Source organism: Paenibacillus sp. FSL R5-0486 (assembly GCF_037975155.1).
Lineage (GTDB): Bacteria > Bacillota > Bacilli > Paenibacillales > Paenibacillaceae > Paenibacillus > Paenibacillus amylolyticus.
In genome coordinates this window covers 5,438,886-5,457,562 of sequence record NZ_CP150237.1, presented here as the reverse complement: position 1 = coordinate 5,457,562, position 18,677 = coordinate 5,438,886, and the positions used below count along the sequence as shown (strand labels likewise).

The window sequence follows — 18,677 nt, the reverse complement described above, 5'->3', positions numbered from 1 at the left end:
ACCTAGTATAACTGGCGAAACAGCTTACAGATTATTTGATATCGACCGATATAAAGTAGATACATAGAATTTGGACTTCATAATGATGAAAATGAAAATGGATGGTGAATGTAATCATGGTATTTAGCAAGGCAAGAGAACGCATGCGCAACATGTCGTTCAGAGTCAAACTGCCACTTATGATCAGTCTGCTGGTGTGTATCGTACTGGCGGTAACTGCAGTAGTATCCTACACTGTAGCGGCTGTCATCACACTCGACAAAAGCAAAGATGAGATTAAAGCAACCTCGGACCGGGTGGGGGCAGGTCTGTATGCTTCACTAAGTTTGGAAGAACAATCCACCTTTTTGATCACAACACATCGGACCTTCCAGGATCTGCTGGAGATTCGGAATACGGATGGGCAGGAAGGTGAGAACTTTTTCTCGGAAAACAATGAGCTGCTGGATAAGGCGAGTGGTATTCTCGCGGACAGTCTGGCAGGTATGGAAGGGAACAACAGTCTGATTTTGTTGGATCGGAATGGCATTATTATTGCAGCGAATGATCCGGCAGTTATCAAGGCAGAACGCGGAGATCGGGCATATTTTCAAGAAGCAATTCAGGGTAAAAACGTGATTAGCGAAGGGATTGTAGCCAAGTCCTCAGGACAACTAGGTACGGCTTTTGCCATGCCAATCTACAATGAGAATCAAGAAGTACAGGGAGTGCTCGTATCAGCGGCATCCACCTCGTTCTTCGTTAATCAGCTACAAAATATCAATATTAATGATGAGGGAAAAGTGATCATTCTGGACCGTGTAGGTACGGTCATCTACGATTCAGTGGATGAGAAGTTGGCAGGCCAGAAGATGGAGTCCGGCGAATACCAATCATTGATAGATCTGGCTCCTAGCGCTGAACTACAGCAAGGGGATATTAGCACAGATGAGAAAGTGGCGTATTACTCCAAAATCCCAAGATCCGACTGGACCGTCGTTGTTGAAGATAAACTGAGTGATGTGCAGAAACCTTTGCGTGCCATGGCAAAACAGATGTATATTGTTCTGTTTAGTGCTATTGCGGTTTCCGTCGTAGCGGGTATTCTGATCTCTTTGCTGGTAACCAGACCAATTACCAGACTAACTGTGTTGTTCAGACAGCTTGCTGACGGCGATCTGACGGTGCAGGCTCAAGGTAAATATAGCGGAGAATTCAAACAATTGGTGGACAGCTTCAATACCATGGCAGCAGGCAATAAACAGCTGATCTCCAGCATGAACCATTCCATCGGCATCCTGAAAACAAGTACATCCGAGCTGGAACAGTCCACTCAGCAAACTTCGACCACGATTGCCGAAACAACGACAACAGCATTTGAGATTTCACGAGCGATGGAGTCCCAGGCGAACGATACGGAAGCCATTGTGGACAAATTCATGAATGTTGGTAACAAGATTGCCAATGTGAATGGAATGTCGCAGGCAGTGAAGTTCAAGGCAGATGAAATTACGGATGCATTCAAAAATAATCATGAAGTTATTGATGCACTCATTGCGGTGAACGGCCAGAACGAGATTGAAGTTGGCAACATCTCCAAAATTACAGTTCAACTCGCCGAAAGCTCCTCGGGCATTCACCAGATTACAGGTACGATTGCCGAAATCGCAAATCAGACGAAATTACTTGCGTTGAATGCTTCGATCGAGGCGGCGAGAGCTGGTGATCAGGGACGTGGCTTCGCAGTCGTTGCTTCTGAGATCCGCAAGCTGGCAGAGCAGACGACAGCTCAATCGGAGGATATCAACCGAATTGTAATGCAGACCATTGATCACGTGGAGCAGAATAACCGGAGTGTTCAGGCTATTGAAGCGATTGCGGAACAGCATAAGAGCAGTGTTAGCCAGACGAAGGAGACATTCAATTTTGTCACCGAGAATATGAATGAGATGATGAGCCAGGTTCAGGCTATTGCCACGGAGATCGAATCGATTGAACGTGATAAGGATGACGTCATTGGGGCTGCACAGAACTTGTCTGCTTCCGGTGAAGAGGTGTCGGCTTCTGTTGAGGAAGTCACATCAACAATGCAGGAGCAGTCCGGCATGACGGAACATTTGACAGATATGGTGCAGAGAATCGATGGACTGACCAAACAACTGGCCGAAGAAGCATCTCGCTTTAAAACAAAATAGGAATACGAAAAGAAACCCGTTTCTCAAAAGAGAACCGGGCTTCTAGACAAAGAGAGCACCTGTACCCATCTATGGCTACAGGTGCTCTTTGGTGATGTGTTACTCTCCTCGAATGGAAGGCGCATACGCCAGCACTTCCATTTCAATTAAATAAGGGCCTAACCCGCTGAATACGGTAATACGGGCGGGATAGGGCTGCTTAATCATTCGCGCATACACTTCGTTGTATTCGGACTGATCCTCGACTCGGGCCAGATGAGTGCTTACCTTCACAATATGATCGAGTGTAAGTCCGGCTTCTTGCAGGATCACCTCAATATTACGAATGCACTGCTCCGTCTGCTCCTTAATGCCGCCAATGGGCTCAAGCGTCTGTGGATCAACGCCTACTTGACCTGCAACGTAGAGGAAATCTCCTGCGCGGACAGCATGGGAGAAAGGAAGCGGGAACTTGGGTGCTGCACTTGCATGTATGATGGTAGACATCGTAGCTGTCATTCCTTTCCTAATGAGTGTGTATGATTGGTGTTAACTGATGCCAGTTCGTAGCCTGCTGATAATGATGAGCGATGGACAACAGGCGGCCATCTCTCATGAGTGGACCCGCAAGTTGCATGCCGATAGGCAATGGCTTCCCTGAGGTGGTATCAAACCCGATGGGTACGGTGATGGACGGTAGTCCTGTATTAGTAAACGGTCCGTTAAAAATCGGGCTCCCCGTCTTGTAGCCATGTGGGGCCACATAGGGTGTTGATGGAGTCAATAACACATCCACTTCATCGAACAACAACATCATCTCGCTCCGGAATATCGTTCGTATGCGTTGTGCCTGCAAATAATCAACGGCACTCGTCTGGTAACCGAGTTCAAGCTGCTCCCGCATCGTGTGGCCGTAACGATCAGAGGCTTCCGCGAAGCGTTCCTGATGGAAGGCGGCAGCTTCTGCCCGCATAACCGTACGATGAGCAGCAATGGTCTCTTCCATATAAGAGGGCAGGTCAACTTTCTTCCATTGCATGCCCAGCTTCTCAAGCACAGCGATTGCCGACTCTACCGCTAACAAGATCGCTGGTTCATCGGTTTGGAAGAAGTTGCTCGGGAGACCGATCACCATTTCTGAAATAGGATGCTCAAGAGCATTTTTTAAGTCTGGCTTGCCATAAGGAAGCGTGAAGGAGTCCAGCTCATCTTGCCCGGCCATTGCTTCCAGAACGATTGCGTTATCTTGTGCGGACCGAGTGAATGCGCCAATATGATCCAGGCTCCAACTGGCTGTGATGACACCATTACGGCTAACTCTGCCGTAAGTGGGTTTCATACAGGTTAATCCGTTGTAAGCTGCGGGTCTAAGCAGAGATCCAAAGGTCTGTGTCCCGAGTGTGAAGGAAGCCATGCCAGCCGCTACTGCAGCGGCAGAGCCGGAGCTGGAACCGCCCGGGGTATGTTCTAAATTCCATGGGTTGCGGGTTGGTGGTTCTCCTCCCTGAAAGGCGTATTCCGTCGTTGTTGTCTTGCCGAGCAGGATAGCTCCTGCAGCTTGCAACTTATCAATCACTGTTGCATTCGTTCCGGGTACTAAGTCTGGAAAGGTACTTGATCCAGCGGAGGTGCGTATGCCAGCAATATGGATAATGTCTTTGGCTCCATAGGGAATACCATGCAGAGGACCGAGATATTCGCCATTCATCAGTTTTTGTTCAGACTCTCTTGCGGCCTGCAAAGCCTGTTCGGCGGTGACCGTAACAAAGGCTTGCACAGAAGGCTCTACTTTCTCAATGCGATTCAAATAGGATTTTGTAAGCTCGACAGGAGATATCAACTTATTTTTAATCAGTGTTGCGGCTTCAGCAATCGTCAGCTCGTTAAGTGGTTTCGTAATCATGGCAGAGGCACGCTCCTATGCGGGGGATTGGGCCCTACTTGTTCTGGCAACTTGAATTTTCGAATCAGCTCCAAGTCTGCTGTAAATAGGGCAAGCTCCTCGCTTGTAATAACTCCGTCCGCATATTTGGCGCTTTCTGTACGGCGGTGTGTGAGATAGTTGTCCTGGTTCAGAGTAATCACCCTTTCTCTCTCTATTTGGTGGTGAAGCTTGAATCGATAATCTCCTCATAAGCGAGGTCTTCCTTCAGATTGCCGATGAAGCGTTGCATATCGATTGCGGTCTCGAATGCTGATTCATTGATAAGTCCCTCCGCAGGATATATCTTGCTGTCGATCATGCGTTGTACCGCTTGCTCCACGACGTTTTTGTCCAGATTCGGAAATTCCTTCACGGCAACTGCTTTTGCGCCTTCAGGATTCGATTGAATGTAGTCCAGGGCTTGCTCAATAGAGGTGACAAAGCGTTGGGTGAGATCAGGATTCTTTTCAATGAAACTTGCGGTTGTATTCATCGTTGCAAAGGCAAAGTCAGGGTAATCCTTCGTAAAATCATGGACAATATGCAGTCCTTCTGCAATGCCTTGATCCAGCTGAGGTTCGTAAACGATAGCAATATCGGCTTTGCCGGCTAATACAGCACCAAGCTCGGAGCCATTCTGAACCTCGGTGATCGTCACATCCTTGTCAATATCAATGTTATTGTCAGCGAATAGTTTACGCAGTAAGCTGTTTGAGCTTGTAGGTGCCAAGCCCACTACGATGGTCTTACCCTTGAAGTCCGCTGTCGAATTCACGGTTACTCCTTCTCTCGCGACTGCCCATACTGGAGCGCTGCCGGATAGAAGGACCAGTGAGCGAGCATCTCCGCCCTTTGCATTAGCAAATGCGACATGTTCAGGACCGTGGAAGGAGAACGCCGACTCGCCTGAGATCACCGAAGACAATGCTGTTGGGCCGCTTCCGGCAGCACGGATGGAAGATAGCTCAATGCGATTCTCCTTTAGAAAACCTTGATTGTTCGCTACATACAAGGGAAGGTAGAGCAGATTGTGATACACCTCGGACACCATAATTTTGTCTACTTGTGTATTTGCTTGCCCCCCGCTATTAGATGCACCTGCACCACTCGCGGGTGTCGTGGCATTGCTTCCGCATGCACTGAGCAGTGTAGTCAAAATAACCGTCATCGTTGCTAGAAAAGCTATCTTTTTGAATGTACGCATTAGTCATCAGTCCCCTTTAATCGTTGTAGGTCAGCTATACAGATGTGGATTTGCTGCTAGTCTTGTTGTCATTCCATGGAAGGAGACGGGATTCAATATAACCGACACAGGTGTAGAGGAGCATGGCGACCAGCATAAGCATGAACACGCCGACCCATACGGCCGGAAGGTTGAACAGGTTACCTTCGACGAATACCATGTGTCCAAGTCCTTTATCTGAAGAGATGAATTCTCCACCTACAACAGACACCAATGCCAAACCGATATTGATACGGAAGGCTGAGATGATCCATGGCAGAGAGGAAGGAACGATAATTTTGCGGAAAATTTGTGATTTCTTTGCACCGAAGGATTTCATCAGATTAATCTGGGATTCGTCGATTTGATGAGTCGCTTGGTAGGCGGATAATAGCGCTACGATAAATGTTGCTACGGAGGCCAGAGCAATCTTGGAGAAGATGCCTGAACCAAACCAGATGATAATCATGGGAGCAAGTGCGATCTTCGGAATACCGTTCATCGCTACAATGAATGGATCGAGCACACGGGCAACGGACTTGGAATACCACATGAGTAGTCCTGCCAATGAGCCAATTAAGCTTCCGGCTACAAAGCCGATAACGGTGGCATTTACCGTTGCAAACGCGTCTGTAAGCAGTTGTCCTGAGCTAGCCATGGTGATGGCGGCATCAATAATGGCGCTTGGTGATCCCATGAGGAATCCGTTAACGAGTTTCAAGCGAACAGCGGATTCCCAGATCACCAGGATGACCGCTACAATAATGAACCGCCACAGCATCGTCATCAGCCATTCTTTGGAGAAGGTGGGCTGTCTGCGTTTGCTTTTCGCAACTCCAGCAGGCTTTCCGGCAAGGGTAATTTCAGGTGATGTGCTCTTCATTAGCTGATCCTCCCCATTTGGATATCAAGCTCTGACCAGATCGATTCAAAATACTGTTTGAACTTCTGGTCGGAGCGGGCTTTCAGTGCTGAGCCATATTGCGAGGCGAGACCAATGTCATACACCTGCTTCACAGTTGTTGGTCGTTTACTCATAACGGCAATGCGGTCGGAGATGGCGATGGCTTCCTCAATGTCATGCGTGATCAGGACGCCTGTCTTGCCCTCGGATTTCAGGATAGACAAGATCTCATCTTCCAGAATGAGTCTGGTCTGATAATCAAGTGCGGAGAAGGGTTCATCCAGTAATATAATATCGGGCTGGGTAACGAGGGTGCGAATGAGGGCTACACGTTGGCGCATACCACCTGATAGTGTGGAGGGATAGGCTTCTGCGAATGAGGCCAGGCCATAGCGATCCAGATAATCCATGGCAATATCGCCGCGATCCTTTTTGGACATGCCCTTCACTTCCAAGCCTAGCGTGACATTGTCCAGGATGCTTCTCCAAGGAAGTAACAGGTCCTTCTGCATCATATAACCGACATGTCCGGTGGTCTGATCGATCTCTTCGCCACAGACGATAACCTTGCCATTTGTTGGCTTAAGCAGACCTGCGATAATATTGAAAATCGTACTTTTGCCACAACCGCTCGGTCCCACGATACTGAAGAATTCCTGTTTCTTGATTTGCATCGAAACCTCAGCCAGGACCTGAATATCTTCTCCGGTTGCACTGACAAATGATTTGGATACGCCTTGTATCTGTATAGCCATGATAGGTAGCCCCTTTCCTACAGCCTGATGTTTTTTCGTTTCTTGATGTAATTTGATGTTAATTAACATGACATTAATGAATATATTCCTAATCATATAGACTGTTTGCATCATTGTCATTAGTTACTCTGAACATAAAAATAGAATTAAATCAGTTAAAATGCACAAATGAAGATTGAACATGAATTGAATATGAAAAGAAAAATTAAAGAACGTGTCATTAAACATGACACGTTCTCGATTTAAGACGTATGATTAGCTTCACTAGGGGCTGGATTAACATTCAAAAGGGACTCAAGTGCGAAGGCAAGTCGAAAGCGCAGGCTCTCCATCGGGTCTTTAATGTTCCTGCCGGTCAGTTTCTCGCATTTCTCCAATCTGTAGATCACTGTATTGCGATGTACGAAGAGCTCTTTCGCCGTATCAACGATCTGGCAATGATTCTCATAGAAGGAGGACAAGGTTTTCATCAGTTCGTTGCGCTCGTTTGGATCTCGGTCGTTGAAGGGTTTAAAGGTTTCTTGATGGAACTGCAGCATCTCATCGTGGGGAATCATGCGCAGCAGACGGCTTATATCCATGGTTTGATAGGAATGAGCGAAGCGGGTCTTTCGCATCTGATAGCCGGACTGGAGCGCCTTGACTGCTTCTTTATAGGAGAGTCCAATATCCAATACATTGGTGTAGGAATTACCTATGCCGAAGGATAGGCTGAGCTGCGACTCTGTATACAGATTGCTCGCCATCCGCTCAAGCTGCTGAACAACGGTGTGTTCGTCCCAAGACGATTCGGCCAAAAAGACGAGTATGCCGAACTGGTCGTTCTTAGTGAACATGACAAAGGAGAGATCCAATCTGGCGAATTCCTGTTTAATCAGCTCGTAATTAGCGTCTCGTTCCGAGATGAACCGCTCTTCCCCGGACGAAGTAGAGTTCTGTTTAGGTATGCCCGCTAAGGATTCATCCTTTTTGGCAATGATCAGAACGGAACTTCCTTTGGCTTGCAGCCCATATTTCTTGCCGCGATGCAGCGCTTCTTGTTCCGAACGAATGAAACCCTGAATGAGATCGGAGAAATATTCATTTTTGTAACGGCGGGAACGCTCTTTGACGGCTTGCTTCTTGGTTAACTCCAGGCCGATCACATTAACGGCTTGCTCCAGTGCCAGAGTGGAGAGCTTAGAGCTTGCGGAACTGTCATATAGTGCGATTAAATAGCCCTCGTGCCGATCCGTGAAAATGGGATGAAGCTCGGCGTGTCGATATTTATCAGCAGTAAGCAGGCAGATCGAGATTGCGGTTTGGAAGGAAGGGTGCTCATCTATAAATGTCAGTAAGGGCGCGGCGAGAGACTGGTGATCCATCTGTTGTGCATAATGGGAGCTTGCCGTAATCTGCTTCTTCGAACCAAGCAGAAGTACAGGTGAGGATAGTAATTGAGACAACGTATCTACGATGGAGGGTATGCCTTTTCCCTGCATCACCATCGTGGAAAATTGCTTGTGAATAGATAAGGCGTAGTGTAGCTCATGGGTTTTGTTTTGAAGGATGGCACTGATCGAATGTTGAAATATTTCACCAAGTGTATTGTCTATCTCGGATAGTTCGATGATTGGGAAGCCCAGCTTGTCGGCCGTTTCAAGCAGTTGCGGAGATAATTCAAGAGAGAAACGCTGTGTCTTGACCGCAAGCGCTGCACAACCAATTGCATGCATGTCTGTAATGAATCCAAGATGAGCATCGGGGCGGTCTTTCAGGATATAACCGTTCGTCAGCAACATATCCCCCGGCTTCAGGAATTGTACAATATCTGGCGCGTCCATAATGTTAATCGATTGTACCAAACGATCTAGTCCACGATGTCCGGCAATAACCTTTGCTTTGGAGAGAATGGGGATAGTCAATAACTGTTGCAGATCCATCTTCAACCCACTCGCTTTCATAATGATATGTTATAAAATCTAACATTAAGTGAGGTAGGCGTAAAGAAGAGTTTGGATAAAGAGGCTAAAAGATAACAGATTTTAAGCACATTGTACAAAGTGCTGAGGATGTTCTTTTGTAAATAAAATGTACGGTTTCGGTTTGAAAATTCTCTGGTAGTATAACTGCTCGAAATACGATGATGACAGATATCTAATGTGCTACACATGCGTTTTAGTTGTTCAACTATGAAAGCCTTTTCATTATAGAGTGAAATCTGATATGATAGAAAAAAATTGGTCTAAATTAACTATTAAGTAATAAATCTAGCGATTTAAGAAAGGAAGATAAGGATGCCAACAGAAAAAGGATTACCGATTAAATATCCAATGATTACTTCACTTCCTGCGTTTGCAAACATGACTGCTATTCTTAGCACTCAAGAAGATGTTTTTTTTCCGTGGTTTTGTCATAATCATGTCCAGCTAGTAGCCTGGGAGACTCCAGAGGTTTACATACAATTTTATACGCCTGTTTTTAGAGAATACTATCGATTATTTGAATTACACCACTACCATAAGAAGGTTTTAGTAAAGTGGTGTGACGATATAACACAGTTTATTATTGATGCAATTGATGAAGAAAATTATGTATATTTAAGCATAGATCAATACTACATTGCAGCCTATGATAATTTTGGAAAAGTGCATGCTCCGCATGATATGTTGATCTATGGATATAACAAAGAAAATCAAATGTTTTACGTAGCTGATTTTTTTAATTCCAAATATTCCTTCTCGACAGCAAGTTTTGATAGCGTTAATGAAGCATTTGTAAGTCCTCATTCTGAGGGAGAGTGGTTCAGAGGTGTTCAGCTTTTGCAATTCAATGAACGAAAAAGTGAATTCAAGTTAGATCTAGGTTATCTGATTAAACAGTTGCATGACTATATAAATGAAACTAAATCCTCTAACGATTATAAGTTGGTTGAAGAACCTGGCAAAGATACGGACGCTTGGGGAATAGGAGTTTATCGTTTTTTAAGAGAACATATTACAGAGACTGCTTTATTCGAATTTAGTCTGATTAGATCTCTCCATTTGCTCTTTGACCATAAGGAAGTGATGTTGAGAAGTTTGGTTTATCTCGATGAGAAAAAGTATATTACTAGATTGGATATTCATGAAAAGGCTTACAGAGAAATTAAACAGCTGTGCTTAATTCTTAGGAATTGGTGTATAAAGCACAGTATGTCAGAAACGACAAATGATATAGTAAAAATAGTTGAATTGATCGAGAAAATGGAGAAGCAGGAACGGTCGGCAGTTCAGGAACTGTTATCAGATCTTGAGGAAGTGAGATTAACCTATCTATAGTAGATTGAATTAAACGTATACCGATAACTACAAAGAAAGGTGAACTCTGTCATGCAGAGATCACCTTTCTTTATTGTTCATAATCAAACTCATTTAACTTCAACTGAATGATGTTGAGTATATTGGATAACGTGTTAAAGTTTTCGACTAACAACTCTTCATCATTAAAAGTGATATCAAAGTGTTCTTCTAACAGTACAATCAGTCTTATCACTTTAATGGAACATATTCCTAAGTCATTTAAATTATCTTGCACATCAATTTCTTTGATGTTAGTAACCTGCAGGCACTGAGCGATCATTATCGTAATGGTATCTTTGAGATTGTCGGTCAATGAGTTACACTCTCCCCTTCGTTACAGTTCATACGGATGAATCTCCGATATTCGGCTGGAGTACAAGAAAAGTGCTTCTTAAAAATACTCGAAAACTGAGAATTTGAAATATACCCGATGGCAGTCGTGAGTTCTTTGATATTCAGATTGGACGTTTTGAGAAGATCGCAGGCACGTTTCATCCGGACTTGTTGTAAGTACCTCATAGGTGATACATCGAATATTTTAGAGAAACTATTGCTTAAATAAACTGGATTGCAATAGATTAATTCAGCAAGTAATTGTAACGTAAGTGGTTCTGCATAATGTTTGCGGATATAGCGATGTACCATAATCAAACGATTATCAATTGTTCCTGTCTGTGCTTTGGTATTCGCCTCATGAGAGCGCTCACTGAAATTGTCATGATTTGCTCGAAGAAGGGTTTCAATTTGCTCTTCTGTTTCAGCAATGTAGCGTCCGATTAACGGCCCGGATATTAATTTGGACAATTTGTTTATACTTCTCATTGTCTTAGAAGAAGCTTGGATGACCAAAGGATATTCTTCTAGGTCAGTAAACGAATGATTAAAAGTGATCTTGCGAATCTCTACATAAGAAGAACCTAAGTTCCGCAAACTGAAATTATTACCTATTAGTATGCTCATTTTATTTATAAGTAGCTCATTACCATCGTAAGATACGAAAGTAGAAGAAGGAACAATAATTGCGTAAGCTTGATGGTGTATAGAGGAACAAAATATTTCGGTCTTAGGCAAAAGATGTTCGACACTATATGCAGAAACCGTAACAAACTTCATACATGGGTACTCCTTTACAAGTTTAATAGACCTAAGAATCCGCAACATTATTCAAATTACATCTACATAATTTCAAATAATAATGGTAATTAATTGCCAATCATAGCGTGATATATAGATTAAAATAACATATCTTAAATTATGTATCCAATTTTACATAAAAGAAAAAAAAGCATTTTTTTTGAAAAAAGTTGGTTTATAATATCTCCTATAGAAGAAAAATGGGAGTTATTATTCCATTATAATCAATTTTACGACAAATAACACCATTAACTGATTATAATAACAAGTTATAATTAACAATCGTTTATAAATAAGGGGTGTTTATGTTGCTATATCCATTGTCTCATCCACAAAAAAGAGTATGGATCATAGAGAATATATATTCAAAGAGTTCTCTGTATAACTTGGGCGGCGCATTTTATTTCAAACAAGCGATGGATCTGACTTTACTGAAAGATAGCATTAAGGAACTGATTGATAACAATGCTAACTTGCGTATTCGTCTGAAGCGAAGTTCTAATAACGTATATCAATATGTTGATGAAACAGAACATGAAGTCTCCTTCATCGATTTTAGAGAGATGCAGATAGATTCTGAAACGTGGTTTACCAATCACTTTAACGAACCTTTTGAATTGATTGAAAGTTCACTCTTTTGTTTTATCGTTTTTATTGATCAGTCTGGAAATGCCGGATGTTATTTTAAAGTGCATCATCTGATTGGCGATGGCTGGTCTGTGAAGCTAATCGCAGAGTCAGTCGTTGATATATATCAAAGCAAATTTTCTGGAAAAGAAGTTAAATCAGATCAATTATTATTTACTGATTATCTACATAGGGAAGAAAAATACAAGAACTCTTCGAGATTTTTAAAGGACAAAACCTTTTGGACGAAACGTTTCGAAGATTTGACCAAGGTTGCTCAAACGAAAAGCAGCGAGAACACGCAAGCTCGTAGGTTAACAACGATCATTGATGCTAACCGTTCAAACAGGATTAGGAACTATATCCAAAATCAAGCTATAACAAATGCAGCATTTTTCACTGGTGTATTGTTTCTTCACTTGTCCAAAATGGATAAGACAGAGGAACTCATATTGGGGACTCCTGTGTTTAATCGTTCTGGACGCAAGGAGAGGGCAAGCTTTGGGATGTATACCAGCACAATGCCCTTAAAAATGAACATTGATCCAGAAATTCAAAATTCGACATTTATGATTCAGGCCCACAAAGAACTAAATGATTGTTATTTTCATCAGAAATATCCTTACGATATTTTAATTGAAGATATTTTGCTCAAGCAACAAGGTAAGGATCAACTATTTCAACATTGTATCAATTACAGCAATGCAGCACTTCCTGAGCATTGTGACGGAATTGACATTAAAACGTTGGACTTTTTCTCCGGTCATCAGATTTATTCACTTCAAGTTTTTGTTAAAGACTGGTACCAGGATGGGCATATACGACTCGACTTTGAGTATAAGACGGACGACTATACAGACGCTCAGATTCAACACTTCTCATCTGTCTATCTATATTTGATAGAGCAGATCATCTTAGATAATGGAGCAAAGGTAAAAGATTTAAGAATTATGGAGCCAGAGCTTGAAAAAGAGATTATTCATCAATGGAATGATACTGAGAATCACCAGATAGAAGGAAATAGTATTGTTGAATTATTCTACAAGCAAGCGGCACTTCATCCAGGACGAATTGCGCTTGAGTACGGTGAGACCAGGTTGACATATGAGGAGCTTAATCTAAAATCCAATGCATTAGCACGTAACCTTTCAAGATATGGCATTGGATCAGAGAAGGTTGTAGCTATTATCTCAGAACATTCTCTGGAAGCCATTATAGCGATATGGGCTGTATTGAAGGCTGGAGCGGCATTTTTACCCATCGATCCTAAACTTCCTTCAAAAAGAAAAAGATATATGCTTGAAGATAGTAATGTTAGCGCTATCTTAACTAATTTAGGTGGAATTGATGAATGTAGTAATAATATCAAAGTGATTGATATTTCTTTAGAAACAACATATGAGGGAACAACAAATAATTTAACGGTTATTCCAGCCAAAAACCAACTTGCTTACATTATATATACTTCTGGCTCAACGGGTGTTCCTAAAGGAGTCATGGTAGAACATGGTGGATTGTTTAATTACACGACGTGGGCTTGCTCAACATATGTGGACGAAATTGAAGTGTTTCCGGTCTATTCGTCATTTTCTTTTGATTTAACTTTAACTTCGATTTTTACACCGTTAATTTGCGGAAGCAAAGCTATTATTTACAGTGAATCTGATAGTGGGTTTGTGTTGGATAAAGTCATAACGGATAACCAATCCACCGTAATTAAGCTTACTCCATCTCACCTAAGACTGCTGATTGAACATGGGCGATATGGAAATTCACTCAGAACGTTAATCGTTGGAGGGGAAGATTTAAAAGTACAGCTTGCCGAAAATGTGCTTGAAATGTTTGGCCAGGATATCAATATATTTAATGAATATGGGCCGACAGAGACTGTAGTGGGATGTATGATTTACCGATACGATAGTGCTTCGGTTAGAGGCGGATCCGTAAGTATTGGTAAACCTATACAAAACACTCAAATTTATATTCTGGATGGTGAGTTACAACCGGTTCCTTTGTATACAAAAGGTGAAATTTTTGTTTCGGGAGCTGGTGTTGCTAGGGGGTATCTAAATCAAGGTGATTTAACAAATGAAAAGTTTCTACCTAATCCATTCGTACTCGGTCAAAGGATGTATAAAACGGGGGATATAGGTTATTACGTCGAAGACGGAAACTTATTTTATGTAGGCCGGGCAGACGATCAAGTGAAAATTAATGGTTATCGGATCGAAGTGTTAGAAATTGAAAATATCATGTGTGGACTTGAAGGCGTTAAAGAAGCGGTAGTAACGAAAAATTCATTACCCAATGGCTCAGATATGCTGATTGCACATTTGGAGTTGCTAGAATCCATTTCTACTAATCAGTTAAAGAGATCGTTATCGCTTCTCTTGCCAAGTTATATGATTCCTTCGCATTTTGAGATAATGGAACGTTTACCTGTCACGACAAATGGAAAGATAAATCGTTCACAACTACCAATGCCTAAGTTATCACAGGGTGTTGAGAATCGCAGTGGCCCATCTGAAATCGCAAAACAGGTATTGAGCGCATTGGAAGAAATCTTAAAAACAGAAAATATATCTCTGGATGACAATTTCTTTTTTATCGGAGGGGACTCCATCAAAGCCATACAGGTTTCCTCTCTGCTTAACACGCAAGGAATTGAATTGAAGGCCAAAGATATACTTTTATTTCCAATTGTTGGAGAACATGCTGAGATGGCAGAGAAGCGTGTTACTGAACAAACAACTCAACCAGCCCAGTGTAAGGGAAGTATTCCTCCTTCGCCGATCAATCAATGGTTTCTTAAAGGCAGTATAAGTAACAAGGATTATTACTTGCAGTCCGTCCATATCAATCTTAAGGAAGATATTTCTTACAACATATTTTGCCATGCTATTTCTCAATTGGTTGATGTTCATGATTCTTTGAGAATTACGATGGACAAAGAAACAATGCAGTTAAAATATCAAGATGTTTTTCCCTTGACATCCGTAATGAAATACATGGATCTACGCTTAGAAGAAGAGGGAGATTATCTGGAAAGTATGATCAAATACGATAAGGAGATCAAAGAGAGTATTTCAATGGATTCACCCTCCTTATTTTATTGCGTGTTTTACGATACTCCGCATGGTATTAAGGTATCGTTCATTGCACATCATCTGATTGTAGACGGAATATCGTGGAGAATTCTACTGGAGGATCTGGATTCATTGATTAGGGAGGGGGAACAATCTCATATTTCTCGGATATCCAAAGGAAGCTCTTATCAAGAATGGGCTGGTAAACTATTGGAATACGCTGAGAGTCCTGCTGCCAGGAAAGATAGAGAGTATTGGAGCAAAGTTGTTTCCCGAATTCACTATATAGATTTAAAAGATAAGCTACAGACCGAACGATCTCACTCACCAAGTGTTCAGGAACAAAGGATAGTTCAAGAAAGTATAACAAAACTCATTATGTCCACGGTGAACAAAAATCTGCAAACAACATCAAAAGATTTAATTGTTGCAGCTGTTGTTCTCAGCATATGGGAGCTAACGAAGGAGAGCAACATCTCTGTAATGCTGGAAGGCCATGGCAGGGAAATGTTCGATCATACGCTCGACATTAATCGTACAGTCGGATGGTTCACCAGTTTGTTTCCCGTTAACTTCTTTGTTGAATCGGGAGATTTAACAGATCAGATTATTGCTATTTCCAATGAACTGAACAGTATACCTCTCAATGGAATGGGTTACGGAATACATTATTACTTAAAAGATGTATTAGGGGTGGAAGAGAGACGATTAGTCCGACTGAACTATCTTGGTGAGATGGACAATGGCCTTGCTGGTACGTGGTTTACACCCTCAGATACAAATACTAGCGCCGATGTTTGTCCCTACAATGATTTAAACTGTTTGCTGGACATCAATATTTATGTCATGAGTGGACAATTGTATATTCAAATCAACTATAAAGAAGATGATTTTTCTGTAAATACCATTCAACTATGGATGAATAAAATACAAAATAAACTAACAGAGATTTCTCTCATCCGTTCAGTTGTAAGCGACCCTATTGTAGATCTTACAGAACATAAATTAAACCAGGAGGACTTGGATGCATTATTTTCTTGATGAGCCAATAAAAAGAGAGAGGTTCTATATATGAAATTCCGTCGTATGTTTACCTTACTAATTCTAGTTGTATTTTTGAGTAATAACTATGTTGGGTATGCTGAATCCTCAACACATAATCTTGAAAAATCTATTGATATGTTTATTAATATGGAAATGGGAAAAATGAAAATTCCTGGATTAGCAGCTTCTATTGTTCAAGATAAGTTTGAATATAGTGCAGGTTATGGATTTCGTAGTTCTGGGAACAAAGCCGTTGATGAAAGGACGCTTTTTGAACTTGGTTCCAATTCCAAAGCTTTTACCGGGCTTGCATTACTCAAAATGGTTAAACAGGGCAAGCTCAGCCTGGATGATAACGTAACAGCACATTTGCCTTGGTTCACGGCCGTTTTGGATGGCACCGAATCAGACATTAACATTCGGCAATTGTTACACCATACAAGCGGAATTCCTACTGATTCCATAACTCTAATCCCTGAAAGCAATGATGCTGATGCCTTGAAGCAAATGCTGATGGAAATGGTACCTGTACAACTTGTCAACAAGCCAGGACAAATGTTCGAATACGCAACCTTGAATTACGATATTATCGGTCTCGTTGTTGCAGAAGTTTCGGGGATGAGTTACGAAGAATACATGATAGAAAATATATTCAATCCGTTGGGATTATTGAATACTTATCCTAAGGCACAAGTTCAGTCAGAGGAAAATATGGCTTCTGGACATAAGTTAGGTTTTTTCGGCGCAGCATCCTATGACGGACCATCCTATCGCGGGAATACGCCCGCTGGATACATTGTGTCCAATGCTGAGGATATGCGTCAGTGGATGAAGATCCAATTGGGGATGGTCAATGTACCTGGTTTTGGTGAAGTCATTTTGGAATCACACATGAAGGATAGCACTCTGGAGGGGATACAAGAAGGAGCGTCATATGCTGCTGGATGGGAGATTTATTCATTTGAAGGTGAGCAACTTGAACATTCAGGAGCAAATCCGGGATTTTCATCTTACATGTTATTGAATAAAGGAAAAAAAATAGGGGTAACCGTGATGGCCAACCTGAATTCAGAGGCTGTATTTTCAATAGCTATGGGAATTGAGCAAATTTTATTAGGGAACACGCCGACTCCATCCGAAGTAGATCTATTTCTGATATTGAATAATGTGATGAGAGTGCTTCTTGTATTGAGCTTGCTTGTGATCGCGCTGTCATTATTCTTCTGTTCTCGAATGTATAAGGACAAGCATAGATCTTTCCAAAAACCATCCTTGAATGCGAGAATTAAACTGACGTTGTTATCTGTTGGATATGCAATTTTCACTGTGGCCATCTACTTTTCTCCTACTGTTTTATATCACGGGTATCCCTGGAGTTTCCTGAGCGTTTGGGCTCCTTCAAGCTTGGTTGTGGGTGCAATCTTCATGGTCGTAGCTGCAGGGGGATGTTTCCTTTGCGGGGGATATAGCATTCTATTTCCAAAAAGAAAAGATTAAGTTCTCCAAAAACGTATGAAATCAGGAGGTTTATCATTATGAAAAGCATTGGTAATTCCATATTAAATTACACTGCAGGATCACTCTACACATATACTCCCACGGATACAGAAATCAAATTGAATCAATGGGTTACAGAGAACAAGAAGGAATTAGAAGAGGTATTGCTACAAAGAGGAGGCGTTTTGTTTCGGAATTTCCCCAAAGCATCGATATCAGAGTTTAGTGAAATCACGCAAATCTTCAGTTCAGAATTGTTAGAGTATAAGGAACGATCTACACCACGAACTGAGGTTCAGGATAATATCTATACTTCCACTGAATATCCTAAGGACCAGTGTATACCTATGCATAATGAAAGCTCTTATTCAAAAGTATGGCCTATGAAGATATGGTTTTCTTGCCAGATCAATGCCGAGGTAGGTGGGGAAACGCCGATTGCAGACAGTAGAGAGTTATTGCAGAAGCTAGATGCATCTATTAAAAAACAATTTATCGAAAAGAAAGTAATGTATGTAAGGAATTTCGACGGTATCTTGGATTTGTCTTGGCAAAATGTTTTCCAGACAGAAGACCAAAAGATCGTAGAACAGTATTGCCAAAAAAATGGGATTGCATTCGAATGGATATCTAAAGATCATTTGCGGACGCGAACCGTTCGTGATTCAGTAGCCATTCACCCCCTCACTAAGGAAAAGGTCTGGTTCAATCAAGCTAATTTATTTCATGTCTCTAGTCTGCCTTTAGAGGCCAGAGAATGGCTTATAGAAGAACGGGGTTATGACAATCTTCCTCGCAATACGTATTTCGGAGATGGTAGCACAATTCCGGACTCTTTAATAGATGAAATCCAAGGACTGTACGAGGAGATCAGTATAGTCTTTCCATGGCAAGAGGGAGATGTCCTCATGTTAGACAATATGCTCATGGCGCACGGCAGAAAAACATTTAAGGGAGATAGAAAAATTGTCGTTGCGATGGCTGAACCCTATAACGTATAAATCCAGGACC

The 18,677-nt window shown here is 41.9% G+C and carries 13 protein-coding genes; 5 read left to right on the top strand and 8 right to left on the bottom strand.

Annotated elements, in window-relative coordinates; genetic code table 11:
- Positions 1–116 precede the first annotated feature (116 nt).
- Positions 117–2,174, top strand: a complete 2,058-nt coding sequence (locus MKY01_RS24135; RefSeq protein WP_339283902.1) for a methyl-accepting chemotaxis protein — start codon at positions 117–119, stop codon at positions 2,172–2,174.
- A gap of 99 nt (positions 2,175–2,273) precedes the next feature.
- On the opposite strand, the gene MKY01_RS24130 is transcribed toward MKY01_RS24135, so the two are convergent.
- From MKY01_RS24130 to MKY01_RS24105, 6 genes are all read right to left on the bottom strand, one after another.
- Positions 2,274–2,660 carry a Rid family hydrolase gene (locus MKY01_RS24130; RefSeq protein WP_339283901.1) on the bottom strand — a complete coding sequence of 129 codons (387 nt, stop codon included), beginning with the start codon at positions 2,658–2,660 and terminating at the stop codon, positions 2,274–2,276.
- Positions 2,661–2,679: 19 nt separating this feature from the next.
- Positions 2,680–4,056, bottom strand: coding sequence for an amidase (locus MKY01_RS24125; RefSeq protein WP_339283899.1), 1,377 nt, complete (start codon positions 4,054–4,056; stop codon positions 2,680–2,682).
- A gap of 193 nt (positions 4,057–4,249) precedes the next feature.
- Positions 4,250–5,281 carry an ABC transporter substrate-binding protein gene (locus tag MKY01_RS24120; protein ID WP_339283897.1) on the bottom strand — a complete coding sequence of 344 codons (1,032 nt, stop codon included), beginning with the start codon at positions 5,279–5,281 and terminating at the stop codon, positions 4,250–4,252.
- Positions 5,282–5,315: 34 nt separating this feature from the next.
- The gene (locus MKY01_RS24115) at positions 5,316–6,182 is read right to left on the bottom strand and encodes an ABC transporter permease (RefSeq protein WP_339283895.1); all 867 of its coding nucleotides are present in this window, start codon (positions 6,180–6,182) and stop codon (positions 5,316–5,318) included.
- The gene (locus tag MKY01_RS24110; protein WP_036617567.1) at positions 6,182–6,958 is read right to left on the bottom strand and encodes an ABC transporter ATP-binding protein; all 777 of its coding nucleotides are present in this window, start codon (positions 6,956–6,958) and stop codon (positions 6,182–6,184) included. Before MKY01_RS24110 ends, MKY01_RS24115 begins: the two co-directional genes overlap by 1 nt.
- A 242-nt stretch (positions 6,959–7,200) precedes the next feature.
- Complete coding sequence (locus tag MKY01_RS24105) at positions 7,201–8,880, bottom strand: PucR family transcriptional regulator ligand-binding domain-containing protein (RefSeq protein ID WP_339283894.1); 1,680 nt, start codon at positions 8,878–8,880, stop codon at positions 7,201–7,203.
- A gap of 354 nt (positions 8,881–9,234) precedes the next feature.
- Between MKY01_RS24105 and MKY01_RS24100 the strand changes: the two genes are divergently transcribed.
- Positions 9,235–10,257: a hypothetical protein gene (locus tag MKY01_RS24100; RefSeq protein WP_339283893.1), complete on the top strand. Its 1,023-nt coding sequence runs from the start codon at positions 9,235–9,237 to the stop codon at positions 10,255–10,257.
- Between the two features lie 70 nt (positions 10,258–10,327).
- Here MKY01_RS24100 and MKY01_RS24095 read toward each other — a convergent pair whose 3' ends face one another.
- Positions 10,328–10,591, bottom strand: coding sequence for an acyl carrier protein (locus tag MKY01_RS24095; RefSeq protein ID WP_127549969.1), 264 nt, complete (start codon positions 10,589–10,591; stop codon positions 10,328–10,330).
- A complete protein-coding gene (locus MKY01_RS24090; RefSeq protein ID WP_339283892.1) occupies positions 10,588–11,391 on the bottom strand; it encodes an AraC family transcriptional regulator in 804 nt (267 codons plus the stop codon). Before MKY01_RS24090 ends, MKY01_RS24095 begins: the two co-directional genes overlap by 4 nt.
- A gap of 326 nt (positions 11,392–11,717) precedes the next feature.
- On the opposite strand from MKY01_RS24090, the gene MKY01_RS24085 reads away from it, so the two are divergent.
- Genes MKY01_RS24085 through MKY01_RS24075 form a run of 3 tightly spaced genes read left to right on the top strand, consistent with a single transcriptional unit; the run spans position 11,718 to position 18,667 of the window.
- Positions 11,718–16,166: an amino acid adenylation domain-containing protein gene (locus MKY01_RS24085; RefSeq protein ID WP_339283891.1), complete on the top strand. Its 4,449-nt coding sequence runs from the start codon at positions 11,718–11,720 to the stop codon at positions 16,164–16,166.
- A gap of 30 nt (positions 16,167–16,196) precedes the next feature.
- Entirely contained in the window at positions 16,197–17,666 is a 1,470-nt protein-coding gene (locus tag MKY01_RS24080; RefSeq protein WP_339283889.1) for a serine hydrolase domain-containing protein, read from the top strand.
- Between the two features lie 38 nt (positions 17,667–17,704).
- A complete protein-coding gene (locus MKY01_RS24075; RefSeq protein ID WP_339283888.1) occupies positions 17,705–18,667 on the top strand; it encodes a TauD/TfdA family dioxygenase in 963 nt (320 codons plus the stop codon).
- Positions 18,668–18,677: the final 10 nt, after the last annotated feature.

Excerpts from the sequence above, each read along its gene's own strand:
- MKY01_RS24090 (WP_339283892.1), bottom strand. The coding sequence starts at position 11,391 with ATGAAGTTTGTTACGGTTTCTGCATATAGTGTCGAACATCTTTTGCCT.
- MKY01_RS24130 (WP_339283901.1), bottom strand. The coding sequence starts at position 2,660 with ATGTCTACCATCATACATGCAAGTGCAGCACCCAAGTTCCCGCTTCCT.
- MKY01_RS24135 (WP_339283902.1), top strand. The coding sequence starts at position 117 with ATGGTATTTAGCAAGGCAAGAGAACGCATGCGCAACATGTCGTTCAGA.
- MKY01_RS24120 (WP_339283897.1), bottom strand. The coding sequence starts at position 5,281 with ATGCGTACATTCAAAAAGATAGCTTTTCTAGCAACGATGACGGTTATT.
- MKY01_RS24100 (WP_339283893.1), top strand. The coding sequence starts at position 9,235 with ATGCCAACAGAAAAAGGATTACCGATTAAATATCCAATGATTACTTCA.
- MKY01_RS24080 (WP_339283889.1), top strand. The coding sequence starts at position 16,197 with ATGAAATTCCGTCGTATGTTTACCTTACTAATTCTAGTTGTATTTTTG.
- MKY01_RS24110 (WP_036617567.1), bottom strand. The coding sequence starts at position 6,958 with ATGGCTATACAGATACAAGGCGTATCCAAATCATTTGTCAGTGCAACC.
- MKY01_RS24075 (WP_339283888.1), top strand. The coding sequence starts at position 17,705 with ATGAAAAGCATTGGTAATTCCATATTAAATTACACTGCAGGATCACTC.
- MKY01_RS24105 (WP_339283894.1), bottom strand. The coding sequence starts at position 8,880 with ATGGATCTGCAACAGTTATTGACTATCCCCATTCTCTCCAAAGCAAAG.
- MKY01_RS24115 (WP_339283895.1), bottom strand. The coding sequence starts at position 6,182 with ATGAAGAGCACATCACCTGAAATTACCCTTGCCGGAAAGCCTGCTGGA.
- MKY01_RS24085 (WP_339283891.1), top strand. The coding sequence starts at position 11,718 with ATGTTGCTATATCCATTGTCTCATCCACAAAAAAGAGTATGGATCATA.
- MKY01_RS24125 (WP_339283899.1), bottom strand. The coding sequence starts at position 4,056 with ATGATTACGAAACCACTTAACGAGCTGACGATTGCTGAAGCCGCAACA.